This window comes from Sporomusa sp. 246TCP1 (genome assembly GCF_057319775.1).
Map to the genome: position 1 here is coordinate 465,244 of NZ_CM170492.1, position 12,574 is coordinate 477,817.

The 12,574-nt window shown below is 39.5% G+C and carries 15 protein-coding genes; 10 read left to right on the forward strand and 5 right to left on the reverse strand.

Translation table 11 applies throughout. The features are described 5' to 3' along the window. Positions 1–47: 47 nt before the first annotated feature. Positions 48–1,104 (forward strand): IS630 family transposase gene (locus AC1ECB_RS02275; protein ID WP_485665795.1). Its coding sequence is split into 2 segments (ribosomal slippage): positions 48–556 and positions 555–1,104, totalling 1,059 coding nucleotides; the frame shifts between segments, so codons are not numbered across the junction. Positions 1,105–1,429: 325 nt separating this feature from the next. Further along, positions 1,430–2,266 carry a hypothetical protein gene (locus AC1ECB_RS02280; protein WP_485667267.1) on the forward strand — a complete coding sequence of 279 codons (837 nt, stop codon included), beginning with the start codon at positions 1,430–1,432 and terminating at the stop codon, positions 2,264–2,266. Between the two features lie 328 nt (positions 2,267–2,594). On the opposite strand, the gene AC1ECB_RS02285 is transcribed toward AC1ECB_RS02280, so the two are convergent. Next, positions 2,595–3,872, reverse strand: a complete 1,278-nt coding sequence (locus tag AC1ECB_RS02285; RefSeq protein WP_485667268.1) for a tyrosine-type recombinase/integrase — start codon at positions 3,870–3,872, stop codon at positions 2,595–2,597. A 395-nt stretch (positions 3,873–4,267) separates the two neighbouring features. On the opposite strand from AC1ECB_RS02285, the gene AC1ECB_RS02290 reads away from it, so the two are divergent. The 8 genes from AC1ECB_RS02290 (at position 4,268) to AC1ECB_RS02325 (ending at position 8,699) form a co-directional block, all read left to right on the forward strand. Continuing rightward, a complete protein-coding gene (locus tag AC1ECB_RS02290) occupies positions 4,268–4,435 on the forward strand; it encodes a helix-turn-helix domain-containing protein (protein WP_485667269.1) in 168 nt (55 codons plus the stop codon). Positions 4,436–4,450: 15 nt separating this feature from the next. Continuing rightward, positions 4,451–4,681, forward strand: a complete 231-nt coding sequence (locus AC1ECB_RS02295) for a hypothetical protein (protein WP_485667270.1) — start codon at positions 4,451–4,453, stop codon at positions 4,679–4,681. Positions 4,682–4,712: 31 nt separating this feature from the next. Further along, positions 4,713–5,345: a CHC2 zinc finger domain-containing protein gene (locus tag AC1ECB_RS02300; RefSeq protein WP_485667271.1), complete on the forward strand. Its 633-nt coding sequence runs from the start codon at positions 4,713–4,715 to the stop codon at positions 5,343–5,345. Then, entirely contained in the window at positions 5,315–6,490 is a 1,176-nt protein-coding gene (locus tag AC1ECB_RS02305) for an AAA family ATPase (protein ID WP_485667272.1), read from the forward strand. The genes AC1ECB_RS02300 and AC1ECB_RS02305 overlap by 31 nt, the downstream gene beginning before the upstream one ends. Positions 6,491–6,864: 374 nt before the next feature. Next, a complete protein-coding gene (locus AC1ECB_RS02310) occupies positions 6,865–7,197 on the forward strand; it encodes a hypothetical protein (protein ID WP_485667273.1) in 333 nt (110 codons plus the stop codon). Positions 7,198–7,265: 68 nt separating this feature from the next. Then, positions 7,266–7,655, forward strand: a complete 390-nt coding sequence (locus tag AC1ECB_RS02315; RefSeq protein ID WP_485667274.1) for an ERCC4 domain-containing protein — start codon at positions 7,266–7,268, stop codon at positions 7,653–7,655. Positions 7,656–7,745: 90 nt separating this feature from the next. Next, positions 7,746–7,922, forward strand: coding sequence for a hypothetical protein (locus AC1ECB_RS02320; protein ID WP_485667275.1), 177 nt, complete (start codon positions 7,746–7,748; stop codon positions 7,920–7,922). A 591-nt stretch (positions 7,923–8,513) separates the two neighbouring features. Continuing rightward, complete coding sequence (locus tag AC1ECB_RS02325; protein ID WP_485667276.1) at positions 8,514–8,699, forward strand: hypothetical protein; 186 nt, start codon at positions 8,514–8,516, stop codon at positions 8,697–8,699. Positions 8,700–9,054: 355 nt separating this feature from the next. Here the strand turns inward: AC1ECB_RS02325 and AC1ECB_RS02330 are convergent, their stop codons facing one another. From AC1ECB_RS02330 to AC1ECB_RS02345, 4 genes are all read right to left on the reverse strand, one after another. Then, a complete protein-coding gene (locus tag AC1ECB_RS02330) occupies positions 9,055–9,903 on the reverse strand; it encodes a hypothetical protein (RefSeq protein ID WP_485667277.1) in 849 nt (282 codons plus the stop codon). Positions 9,904–10,032: 129 nt separating this feature from the next. After that, positions 10,033–10,461 carry a CPCC family cysteine-rich protein gene (locus AC1ECB_RS02335; RefSeq protein WP_485667278.1) on the reverse strand — a complete coding sequence of 143 codons (429 nt, stop codon included), beginning with the start codon at positions 10,459–10,461 and terminating at the stop codon, positions 10,033–10,035. A gap of 749 nt (positions 10,462–11,210) precedes the next feature. Continuing rightward, complete coding sequence (locus tag AC1ECB_RS02340) at positions 11,211–11,756, reverse strand: hypothetical protein (RefSeq protein ID WP_485667279.1); 546 nt, start codon at positions 11,754–11,756, stop codon at positions 11,211–11,213. A gap of 136 nt (positions 11,757–11,892) precedes the next feature. Next, on the reverse strand, positions 11,893–12,540 hold the full coding sequence (locus AC1ECB_RS02345; protein WP_485667280.1) for a DUF4145 domain-containing protein: 648 nt from the start codon (positions 12,538–12,540) through the stop codon (positions 11,893–11,895). Positions 12,541–12,574: the final 34 nt, after the last annotated feature.

Sequence of the window (12,574 nt, forward strand, 5' to 3'; positions counted from 1 at the left end):
TATGGCGAAATCCTTTGTCAATTAATTCATGACGAAGGGGTAGACACATGCGAGACATCCGCCAATTACCATCAGAAGTAATCCATCGAAGAGTCAAACGCCTCAAAAGAAAAATGAAGTCATGTAAGAATTCGCGGATGCAGGAACGTTATCAAACGATTTACCTGTATTTGCAAGGGTATTCAAAAGAAACAATTTCTCAAATAACTGGGCGGGCTCTTAGCACAGTCTATCGATATATTAATCTTTATGTTAATTGCGGATTAAAAGGCTTACGAATGAACCATTCGCCAGGCCGGCCAACCTTTTTAAGCGAAGAGCAATGCCAACAAGTGTATGATATGGTTGCACATCACGTTCCAAAAGACGCTGGATTTTCGGTAGAAATGAACTGGACAGCTCCCTTACTGCAGCAATGGATTGAGAAAACTTTTGGTGTAACTTACAGTATACGCGGTACGTTAAATTTGTTGCATAGCCTTGGATTTAGCTGTACCCGGCCCACATACACTCTGGCTAATGCAAATCCTCAAAAACAAGAAGAGTTTAAAAAAACTTTATGAACTGAAAGATTCGCTTTTGCATGGTACAATCGACCGTCTGCTGTTTCAAGATGAGTGCATGATTAGGGACTATCAAGCCATTTTTCGGACTTGGTTTCCTAAAGGAAAGCAAAGAATAGTTCCAACCTACGGAAAACACAGTGGTGTAAAGCTAATCGGCGTATTAGATTATGAAACCGGAGAAGTAGTATGTAGTCACTCTACCAGTTATGATGCACAGCAATTTCTCGCATTTTTGCAATTGGTGCTTGAGAAATATCCTGGTCAAAAAATCGTGATGATTTTGGACAATGCCCGCATTCATCATGCCAAACTGCTTCAACCTTTTTTGCAACAAAACAAAGAAGTACTTGAGTTAGTTTTTTTACCCCCATATAGCCCACAACTAAATCCAATTGAAAAAGTATGGGGTTGGCTCAAACGCACCTGCATCTACAATGTTTTTTTCAAATCAGTTGAGGAAATTGCTAATGCTGTATTTGCTTTTATTAATGATATTAATCGTAATCCGCTTAAGACCGTCGACCGCATTTGTGTTTAATTTTTCATTGTTTAATGCGTTGTATATAGGTCAGCAAAAGTTTTATAGTGACTGGTTAGAAACTGAAAGGAATAAGTTAAAAATAATCAATGTTGATGTTTCTAAAGTAGATTACGCAAAAAGTGAGGAAGATTTGAACAATCTGACAAAAACTATATGCGAAAATCTAGATGCGCGATAGAATATTAAATAATCCAATAGTCTATTAGAGTAACAACAAGGGTGAGGAGAAAGATTAAAGAGTAGGTTTCATAAAATATGTGTCTGATTAATTTTTGTCAATTTCTACTCCCAACTTACTCATCAAAAATAGGGGATGTAATATATGTGGGAGAAATTTGTCAGTTTATTACCAAGTAATCTAAGTGAAACAGCTTTGTGGATTTTAAACATATCGACTATAGTATTTATTATTGAAGCATCAGGTTTCATGCCTGCTCGCATATCTAAAATAATAAATCGTAATAAGATGATGACTAGTCTAATGCTACTTAAAGAAATGGGGATTGATATAGATAAGCACAAAAGAAAAAATATATCAAGTGATACCCCAAGTTATTATCAAGGTGAAGAATTAAGTGACGGTGTAAAAAAGGATTTAGTTAAAGTAACAATTGAAGGTGAGTTTTCCGTTGGTAGTGTAAGTCAAAGTCCGTGCACTCGATTTGTAGATGTTATGGGACATACTACAAAGGAGTCTTGTGCGATTTTGTATGCACGATATTTGAGTACTTTCCTGTCGCGAATAGTATTAGAGGGGGGGAATTTTGCTACTCCAGAGTACAACTTTATTGTAACACCAAAGAGCGGAAGTCCATTGCTTGCGTATGAGTTTTCAAAAATTGTAAATAAGCCTTTGGCACTACATACAGGAAAAGAAAAATTTTCATCCAAAAAACAACTTTTCTCTCAGAAGTTTGACTTTTGGGGAGAGGCTCCTCCAAAGGAAAGTACTGCGTTATTATTAGATGATAGTACAACTGGAGGTACGAAAATTATTGAGGTAATTAAGGATCTTCGTTCGTTTGGGTATAAAGTTACAGACTGTGTAGTTTTATTTGAACCGACAATTAAAAATGCTAGATACACTTTAGCAAATCACAAAGTAAATTTACATTCAGTAGTTAAGTTGACTCCAGATGGGAATTTAGAGAACAATTAAAAAACTGAAAGAAATGGCGGATTATAGTGAATTCTTTATTAAATTTCTCAAAGGAAAGCAATGCTTGGGAAGAATTTATATTATAATTAATTATTTGGCATCGATAGAAATACATTAAAGGGGCAACCTGTCATAAGGAGGGTGTCCCTAATTAGTTTAATATACAATATTTTTTGACAAAGTCGTTAGTAGAAATAATTTTACTTATGATCATCAAAGTGGAGGGGATCGCAATCAACCGGACAATCCATTCGAAATTATAAATACAAAGACGGATCTTAGCTAAGTGGCAGATAACACTAGTTTAGACCCATGCTGAGGAATTTATTCAAAAGTCAAGCAGGTTATTGGCCTGCTTTTTTTGTTTCTCTAGTAACTCTTTACCCTTGGTTTTGATGTCGGCTAATACACCTGCCATTATATCGGCGGTCTGCTGTTCGGCAGATTGAATTACATGAGCGTAAATATCAGTAGTGGTAGAGGTTCGGGCATGACCTAGTTTGCCGCTAACGGTTCTAACATCTACGCCGCTTTTTATTAGGAAGCTGGCAGCCATGTGCCGGAAGGCGTGGGGACTGATGTGTGGTAGGTTATTATTTTTAGTGAATTTACTTAGCCAATTATTTAGTGTGTCGGGGTGCATGGCCTTGCCATTCCAGGTACAGAATATAAAATCATTTTCTGGTTCTTCTGCGCCTTCCCACTTACCGCCTTTTTCGATAGTGCCGCCGGTTTTCAATCTTTGAGCAACTTGTTCTACTTTGTGTCGTTTCAATACTGCCATAACACTTGGCGGCGCTGATACTTTACGGCTAGATAATTCGGTTTTAGGTTCTTTTAGTGTTAAACCTTTGCCTGGTACATATTGCAGAGTGTGGCGTATTTCTATTGTGTTGTGCTCAATGTCGATAGCATTCCATTTAAGGGCAAATAATTCGCCTCGCCGCATGCCTGTTGATAGTGCTAGCAGCATTAAGGCTTGATACTTTGTTTCTTCGGTGTCCAGTTTAGCAAGAAATTCGGATAATGTTTTTTCGTCATATACGCTTATGTGGGGTGAAGTAGCTTTTGGTGTGTCGGTACGTTCGCAAGGGTTTGTAGAAGCTAATCCCCATTTAATAGCGCGATTAAAGAGCAAACTCAGTAACTTGTGATGCTTCTGTATCATGGTATCAGATAACCTGTCTTGACCTTTACGCCTGCCATTATAAACTCCTGGTTCGCTGAGGTTATTAATAAAAGCCCGAATATGGTTAGGCGTTATATCGTCAAGCTGCTTATGGCCAATAGCCGCTTCAATGCGAGTAAAAAAACCATCATAGGCTAATAGTGTTTTAGGGGCTAATTTCTCTGTGTGCTTTTTAAAGTAATCATAAAACTCTTTGAGTGTCATTCTAGTATTAGATAATATTGCCCCGCCCTTAACTGCAACAATCCATTTTGCTCGGAGGTCAGCAGCCTCTTTGGCATTTTTAGCAGTGACAGTTTTATAATATCGCCGTTGCTGTTTCTTGCCGTCTACTTCCGTATAGCCATCCGTGATGGTTAACTCAAAAGTGTAATCTCCGCGCTGTCGGACGCCGGGGTATTGTTTCGTACCTGCCATACTAACACCTTCTAGTAAGTAGTTTGAGGGAATTATATCACCAATAACGTATTAATTCAATCATTGCCGGACTACTAAAGTATAAGGCAACTTAGACAGTATTGACACGAACGTAGGTTTGGTGTAACATACAAGTATATCTAGGTTTTTAATAATGCGTAATAGCTGGAGGTAAACAGGTAAAAAAAAGCCTGTTTTATTTACCTCAAAGTTATAACGCATATAAAAAAAACCTGATTAGTTATATTGTTATCTACACGGTTGAAAAACCATTCAGTGCAGCAACAAAAACCAGGTTTTTTTGGAAACCTGGTTTTTCTATTTTCTAACACTTAAAACCAGGTTATTTAGCCTGGTTTATTTTTATGTATCCCAACAATAAGGAGAGAAAGCGAATGGAGAAAAAGGCATATAGCACAAAAGAGGTACAAGAATTTACGGGGTTAGGAAGGGATGCTGTTTTAAAGCTTATCAAAACAGGCAAGATCAAGGCGGTTAGGGCAGGAAGGCGCTGGCTAATATCGGTACAGGCTTTAGATAACTTTTTAAACGGAAAGGTATAAATAGGGGGCGGGATAATGAGTTACAGAGATAATGTTTATACGATTAGAGAAATTAATAAAATTGCGAAAGCGGAGGGTTTATCTAAGATATTTCAAAGCTATACCACGCTTTATAATTTGGCGCGTTCCGGGAACGTTCCGGTTACTAAATTGGGTAATCGGTATTTACTTCGCATATGTGATATTGAAAATTTTCTTTCGGGAAATGCAACGACAGCCGTCAATGGAATTAGGAGAATTGATTAAATTAGCCGATCAGTGAAGGACGGCGATATACATGCAAATGACTACCGATTTTAATTTAATACAAGCCATAAAAGAATCATCGCCTATTGAGCACGTAATAAGTCGCTACATACCCGGTCTTACACTTAGGCGGCGTGGTCGGAAACTTTGGGGCTGTTGCCCCTTTCACTGTGAAAAAACACCAAGCTTTGTTATTCTTCCGGATACTGGCCGTTTTAGATGTTTTGGCTGCGGGATGCACGGTGATGCAATAGATCTAGTGGCTAAAGTCCTGGGACTGTCCTTAGCAGATGCCATTAAATTACTAGCTGAGGATTTGGGCATTAAGATACCTAATGATTTTAAGGCCCGGCGTGAGACGCTAGAGAAAATTCATGATGCAAGACAAAAGAAAGTGCAAGTTGATAATTTTGCAAAAAAGGTTAAAGAAGACTCACGATTTCTAAGAAATTTCTATGAAATTATAAAAAAAGACCTTAAAACAAAGGCAAAATATGCTGCGGATTTAGATAAGCCTGATGTAATTGGAGCTATTCAAACTCTAGGCAAAGTTGAAATACTAATTGATTATATATATTCAAATGACGTTGTAATTCAATACAGGGGATTATGTGGGGTGGAGGATATCCGGGAATGCATAAATCGAAGAACAATTACGAATTGAGTTTTTTGCATAGCTTAACTCCTGAGGAGTTGGCTAAAGCAGGAATAAATCCTACAGCTCCGGTCAGTAAATCTATTAGTGAGCCGACAAAAACAGGTGTAGTTATTGAAAGCGGTAAGTTTAAGCCAAAACCGGCAAGGGAAAAGCCTAAGGGTATAACGGCTGCAGAATTGCTTAAAAAGCAGTTGCCAGATCCGATATGGATTGTACCGGAGTTATTGCCGGCCGGTCTATCCATACTTGCCGGTCCGCCGAAAATGGGTAAATCCTGGCTATCCCTTGGGCTATGTGTTGCTGTGACAAGCGGCGGCGTATTTTTAGGCCAACAGGTACCTAAAGCAGAGGCTATTTACTTGGCGCTTGAGGATACAGAACGAAGGTTGCAAAACAGGCTGAAAACAGTGTTAGGGGGAGACAATGGATCGGAGGGATTGCATCTTTTTACAGAATGGCCAGGTGATGGAGAGGGCGGCTTAACCTTACTGGCCGAATGGCTCCTGGAACATAATAACTGCCGACTGGTGATCGTGGATACATTGCAAAAAATCAAGCGCAAGCCTGGACGTAATGAAAACGCTTATGAAAGCGATTATACGGCCATGAGTGGTTTTAAACAGATTGCGGATAAATGCGGTGTTGCTGTTGTTTTAGTGCACCACTTAAAAAAAGGTAGTGAGACAGATATTTTTAATCAGATATCCGGAAGTATTGGTTTAAGCGGTGCTGCAGATGCAATGATGGTACTCAAACGGGCCAGGATGGACGATGCGGCAACTCTATCGATAACCGGGCGCGATGTTGAGGAAAAAGAGCTGGCGTTAAAGTTCGATAAGCAATTTTGCCAGTTTAATCTTCTTGGCAGTGCAATCGAGGTGCAGCAAAGCCAAGAGCGGAGGGATGTTCTGGAAATACTTAGGACAAGTAATGAACCTTTGACACCAAGGTATATTGCTACGGCAATTGGCAAGACGACAAATGCTGTTACAAAGCAGCTAATAAAATTAGTAGAAATTGGGTTAGCTTCTAATGTTGGCTATGGTAAATACCTTGCAAAAGAGCAAAACTCTGCCTCGAACTCTGCCTCAAAGTCTGCCTCAGGCAGACTTCAGGCAGACTTTGAACAGCAAAAAACTGTACTTCTCTAGTACAAACAGGCAAAGTAGGCAGAGTTCCCGCGAACCCGCGTAAATACTGGGCTTAAAGTCTGCCTCCCTAGAAAATGTCAGGCAGACTTTAGTCCCCAACAGGCAGACTTACACCCAAAATAGTCTATTTTGCCTACTCTGCCAACTCTGCCTATTACGCCTACATAGCCTACTATGCCTATAAGAAGAGAATATATATATATATTTATTTATATATAAGGGGGGTATATATATGGATGGTTCTATAGAGGTATTATTGGATATGGCTAAGAGTAAAAATATGGAATTTAACGTTAAATGATAATGGGACTCTAAAAGTTTCCTTTCATGGTGAACCGGACAAGCTGCTTATTCAGGCGCTTCGAGATAATAAGGTGAGAATTATAGAGTATTTGCGGTGGCAGGATACCCGGTCAACACCAGCTTATAACACGGCGGAAGATGTTATCCGGGCGATATATGAAGGTACTTTTAAGGGGGCCGCCTTAATACCGGTTCTGCCGGCTTATCAGGAAATTTTGGGACAAGCGTGCTGGGTGTGTGCAAAGATGGAAACTGCGGCTAAAAAGCGGCATACTGAGCAGGAACTGGTCTTTACTGTGGAAGAGTTCAAGGTAATCGTAGAAACCGCTTTGCAGGAAATAGAAGGTTTGCAGTCGGTAGTTAATGTCAAACGTGCCTTTAACGGCGTAATCGGCGTAGCGTGAGGAGGAAGATGATGCAATATCATTACAGCGAATCGGAATTAAAGCAACTTTTAAGGAGTATTGTCATTTTGATTGATACTAGGGAGCAGGAGAATGGCCATATAATAAGCTACTTTGATAAGCAGAAGATTATATATATTAGCCGCAAACTTGATTTTGGCGATTACAGTCTTATGCTGCCGGCCAGTCCCGCCCTGGGTATAGTCAGAGACACTTACTTTGTTGGCGATATTGTCATTGAACGTAAAGGGGGCCTTGAAGAGCTCAGCGGTAATTTGACGCAGGACCGGGCGCGGTTTGAATCTGAGCTTATCCGGGCCAATAAAGCAAAGCTGCTGCTCTTGATCGAGGATGCCAGCTATGCAGATATTGTGGGCCATAAGTACCGCACGCAGTATGAGCCAAAGGCCTTCTTAGCTGCGTTAAAAACTTACGAAGCCAGATGGGTTAGGGATTAACTTTATCCCTGCTGTATGTGCAGGAAACTTCATTTATCACACATTTTACTATCACCTACGTGAATATTTGAAAACGGGCGGGATGGTTGCATGAATCTAATCATTATTCGGCGGCCGCGGCAGATTATCGCGCTGAGCGAGGATGAGGTATTGGAAATGCTTAAAGGCCGTACTGATCTGTGGGCAACAGCATTAAAGCGGGGGAAAGGCGTGCTACGGTTCGAGAAGGGCCAGGTGAGGAAAGGGAAGGTGGATAAGCCGACATAAACTAGGCCTGCATTAATGGTAACGCTCGTTTTTTCGGTAACGTTTATTGGTAACGCGGTCATCTAACTGGTAATGTTATTGGTAACGCCAAGAGTAACAACGGGATTGTTGCCCTGCATTAATTTGGAGTACAACAAATAAGCAGTACTATAGGGGAGCGCTCCAAAAAAACATTCCGTTTCGGAGCGTTCCCGTAATAAATAAAGGAGCGCTGTGGGGATATTAGGAGCGGTCAGGCTGCAGATATTAACGGGGTTTTCATTATGAATGTGTAAAAAGTGATGCATCTAATTGTGTTAGCGAATTTCAGAAACCGACACAAATAATATGGTATTTTGAGTTATGAAAAGTTATGGTTTTTTTGAAGTTGAAAAGCCAGCTGCAGTAGGCCGCGGTGATGAATTTTGCATGTATACTTTGTATACTTTGTAACCCAAAAATGCACCCTGGCTGGATGCAAATAAGATGCATAAAAAAAGGATGCACCTGAGTGCGTTTCCCGCCCGTAAAGCTGCGAATTATTAAGTATAGGTAAATTGTCCAGTAAAATATAAAAAGCCCGCCATGGGCTTAAAATGGGGAGAGATATTCATGAAAAATGTAAAGATGGAAGTAACCGGCGATATTCTGACGATCACAGTTGACCTGTCCAAACGCTATGGCAAGAGCAGCAGCGGCAAGAATGTGATTGTGGCCAGCAGCGAAGGCAATCAGTCTATTGCGGAGACAGATTATAAGATTGGATTGAACATTTATACTAAGGCAGGCGAGGAGTAATTGCTATGATTGATAATATTTTATTGTACTGCCGGCGGGCGATTAAGATGGCCCGGGCTGAAAGGAATACCGGTTTAATATTAGCCAATTACGGAATGTAGCCCGGGGCGACCGCTAAGAAAACGCAACGATTGATTGCGCTGTGAATGATTGCGTTTTCAGGGAGCGGCCGACCGGAAATACCGGCAGCCGGCTTGGAGTAAGCATACTTTTGCATATAAATGGGGGCGGGACTAAGATCCCGCCCTTAAGTATTAATATTCATATGCTGGCCTTCCCAAGAAATTGGGAAAGAGTTTACTACCAATGGAGAAATTGCTAATAAAGGCCGTCATTTGGTCTTGGAAAATGTCAATTACGGTCTTTCACATCCTCGGTACTTGTTTATTAGGTCATTAAATTCCATTACATACTTTTCAAGACGTACCTTATCTTCTTGCGAATTCAAGAATGGTTTTCGTTTACCAATAACTAAAACATCCTTTGTCTTTTCCTTGGTTTTAAGCGGATTCTTAATTTTTTTGTAAGGTGCAAGTACAAATGAAGTGATATTAGCAGTATTTGCTGTCAACCAAGCAATTTGCTCAGTTGAAAACAAATTACTATTAAAATCTAACCTTTCTAAATTCGCAATTTTGGCAAGTGGAGTAATATCATTATCATTAATTTTTTTAGCTGAAAAAATAAGTTTCTTTAACTTTTTTGTGCGTGAAAGCGGTGTTAAAGAATCTAAAATATAGTTACTCCATATCATATTTCCGAAATACAACTCTTTTAAAATAGGTGCCAAGGGGATTTCCTCTAACGTATGCATCCGTGTAAAGTCATCAAAACTAAGACCTCTTAATTTCGGATTTTTTGATAAATCCCAAAGATGTGTGACTCGCTGATTCCAAAAAAATATCAAATACTCAATATTCTTAAGGGTCTCAAGCTTTTTGAAATCAGTTATTAAAGGACACTTCCAGAAATATATAATTTTGAATTGCTGCCCATAAGTTTCAATAAAGTACTCGAATGTATCCTGAGTTAATCCACTAATCCATATTTCAGTTGCATCGCAATCCTTTAAACTATCAATATCATTTTTAGTAAGGCGTCCACCAGAAATATCGCCTTGGAGTAAAGACACACATTTATCAGCAATCATATCTCTGCAAGAAAAACTCTGTAAGTAATAATCCAATCCTTGTATCTTTTCCATTGTTCTCTCCCATTTTATCTGAGCAGTTTTAACTGGCTATTCTGAGGGGGCAATTCCACTAACTTCAAACTCACATGTATATCATTTGACGAAAGCCCTTAATACGATATTCGAATCAATACTCATGTTTCACCTTTTAAGCCGTGCTTCGTATTCTCTGATTTTTTCGCTGGTAATGCTGTGTAGTTTATCTTCGAGCTTAAGGACTTCTTGCCAAAGTGATTGTTTTGTTAATTCATCATCCGTTGCTCTTAGTTCTTCGAAGTATTTAACTAATAATTGTTTAGTATCTAACTCCCCGGGCCAATTGCCAGGCATAATTCTTGTGTCATTGTCGGGGTAGTACATTATTAAATACTTTTTGAAGTTCTCCCTCGCCTGGGTTAGAGAATATACTCCGTTTGCTCCGCCATATACCCTATCAGCATCAGTATCCGTTTGACCATCATCCTCCCAGTTACACAAAACGCAAATATCCCACTGAGGCATTTGAGGATGGATTCTTCTAGGCAATGTGGGGTAACCACAACATGGGCAAGCGGCTCTTTCGTTTGTCAAAGCTATTTCCCTCCGGTTGGAGTTGGTTCGTTAGTCCTAGATTTTCTTTTACAATACTAATATCGAATAAAAATGATGACGGCCTTAACTTGGTTAAAAATCAATGCCGCCGGCAATCACGACGGCAAGGGGCGGGCCGGTTGGTAATAAGTATGCGGTTGGGCGAGGCAGAACAAAGAAGGCTGTTGTTCAAGGAACTAACTTAAGAGTTTATTCCAAGGTGTAAATATCAATTGCCGTGATTTTGGCGAAAGTACAAATTAACAAGGGTGATGCCGCTTCATTATTGACGAGATTAAGCATATTTGCAATCGCTCTATTATTTCTAAGAAGAATAGCCATACGCCTAGAGAAAAGCTTAGTGATAACCACCAATTGGGAATAGGCACCTTCCAATACTCTATAGTGTTTAACATTTGGCACAAAAACGCTAACATTATAAACAGTGCGCCCAAAAGTCCAAATAAACGCTTCTCCACACGTTGCCGAATCTTATTATCCAAACATAGCGATTGTTGGTTGGCTTTTTTTGAGTATACTGGTTGCCGTAGGGTAGACATAGTTCCTAAATATACCCAAACAATACTAATTAAGTTTAAATCTAACATGCGCATACATCTCCTTTTGAAATAAGATTAGGCAAGCATACCATGCGAGCCTAACGTAGTCATTAAAATGTTTTTCGACCCGGATTATAATACTTTAAAATTATGCGAGACATATTCAGTCAAAGATTACAATGGAGTTAATTAATATAGTACTGGCGGGCGTCCTTTATTGTCTGATACCTTACGCACTAAAGATTCCCACTTATTAATTAATTGAGTCCATTCTGGCGAAGTAAAATAATCTTTTATAGGTTGTTTGTCCAAGTCAAATACAGGTAAGTAGGTGCCCGTAACGCCATGCTGTAAAATACCATCATCAAGAACTCCATTTTCTCTGAATATCAATATTGGCAGGCCAAGTTGAAAAGCCATCGCAGGCTCAATATGGCAATACGGACTCGTTAGCCAGGAACCGGATATATCATAAGTAGCAATGCCGGGTATATCAGAGTTGAGTTTTCCTGTTCCGTTGGTTATATAAGCTCGTCGAAAAGCAACTGTTAGCAGTCCATTTGATTCTAGCATTAGTCGACGGATTGCAATTAGTGGTTCATCCATATCGTAATCAGTAACACCTAATGTTCGCGGACAGAAATCTCGGCTTTTTAGATAGCTACATAATAAATCAATAAACTCTTGTTGTTTAGCAAGATGTGGTTTGGGGTAGCTTAGGAAAACAGAAATCATTGGATTCACCTCAAGTTATTTATATATCTAATACCTTGGCAGCGTACTCTACTCAATATAATACTCCAATGGACCAATCTCTTTCATCCGGTTATTGGCGTGTAGCGCGGTTACTTGACTGTTAGGGCATCTCTCTTTATTTATCGTTAGATACAGTTTTATCTCGTTTTTCAATCGCAGTGAGTTGTCTTTGTGGTAGTTCCGAATAAAGCTTTGCAATTTCATTAGGCTGCGTAATCATGTATTCCGTGATTATATTAATTAGGGAAAATAATTTATTTACGATTTGAGTATCATCTTTTAAGTCAAGTTGTCCTGGATGGACTGCATTATTACCTATAACTCTAACGATATCAAATGCTTGCTGCAATGTTTGGGGTAGTCCTTTGCTTACTAGATACTTGATATCGTCATTGATATTTTCACCTTTCGCATCTAAATGTTTACAAAGTTTTTGCAAAAGTAGTCGTAAGATTGCTGCTGCTCCCCGTGGAGATTGATGGATTATAGAACGTGCTTCTAAATAGTCCTGCATCAATTCAGTTGGTAGATCACGATGTGGCGGAGGAGCTACATTACACGAAGGATAAACAAGTTGTTGATTTACCCAGACTGTAAAACCATTACATCTTAAGCATTTAGAGAACTCTAAGCCTTCAAATAAATTATGTAGCCATTCATTTAAAGGCCCATGCTCGTGATTCCAGCATTGCTGGGTATATGCTTGACAATGGGGGCAAGTAAATCCCGTTAATCCGTATTGTGGTTCCACATAATTTTCCATTAGTACCTCCGAGTTAGAATGTTTTCCTATGTAG

What these genes read in the sequence shown, in the direction of transcription:
- AC1ECB_RS02280 (WP_485667267.1), top strand. Translation starts at nt 1,430, where the DNA reads ATGTGGGAGAAATTTGTCAGTTTATTACCAAGTAATCTAAGTGAAACA.
- AC1ECB_RS02305 (WP_485667272.1), top strand. Translation starts at nt 5,315, where the DNA reads ATGCATAAATCGAAGAACAATTACGAATTGAGTTTTTTGCATAGCTTA.
- AC1ECB_RS02295 (WP_485667270.1), top strand. Translation starts at nt 4,451, where the DNA reads ATGAGTTACAGAGATAATGTTTATACGATTAGAGAAATTAATAAAATT.
- AC1ECB_RS02345 (WP_485667280.1), bottom strand. Translation starts at nt 12,540, where the DNA reads ATGGAAAATTATGTGGAACCACAATACGGATTAACGGGATTTACTTGC.
- AC1ECB_RS02300 (WP_485667271.1), top strand. Translation starts at nt 4,713, where the DNA reads ATGCAAATGACTACCGATTTTAATTTAATACAAGCCATAAAAGAATCA.
- AC1ECB_RS02325 (WP_485667276.1), top strand. Translation starts at nt 8,514, where the DNA reads ATGAAAAATGTAAAGATGGAAGTAACCGGCGATATTCTGACGATCACA.
- AC1ECB_RS02340 (WP_485667279.1), bottom strand. Translation starts at nt 11,756, where the DNA reads ATGATTTCTGTTTTCCTAAGCTACCCCAAACCACATCTTGCTAAACAA.
- AC1ECB_RS02285 (WP_485667268.1), bottom strand. Translation starts at nt 3,872, where the DNA reads ATGGCAGGTACGAAACAATACCCCGGCGTCCGACAGCGCGGAGATTAC.
- AC1ECB_RS02320 (WP_485667275.1), top strand. Translation starts at nt 7,746, where the DNA reads ATGAATCTAATCATTATTCGGCGGCCGCGGCAGATTATCGCGCTGAGC.
- AC1ECB_RS02290 (WP_485667269.1), top strand. Translation starts at nt 4,268, where the DNA reads ATGGAGAAAAAGGCATATAGCACAAAAGAGGTACAAGAATTTACGGGG.
- AC1ECB_RS02330 (WP_485667277.1), bottom strand. Translation starts at nt 9,903, where the DNA reads ATGGAAAAGATACAAGGATTGGATTATTACTTACAGAGTTTTTCTTGC.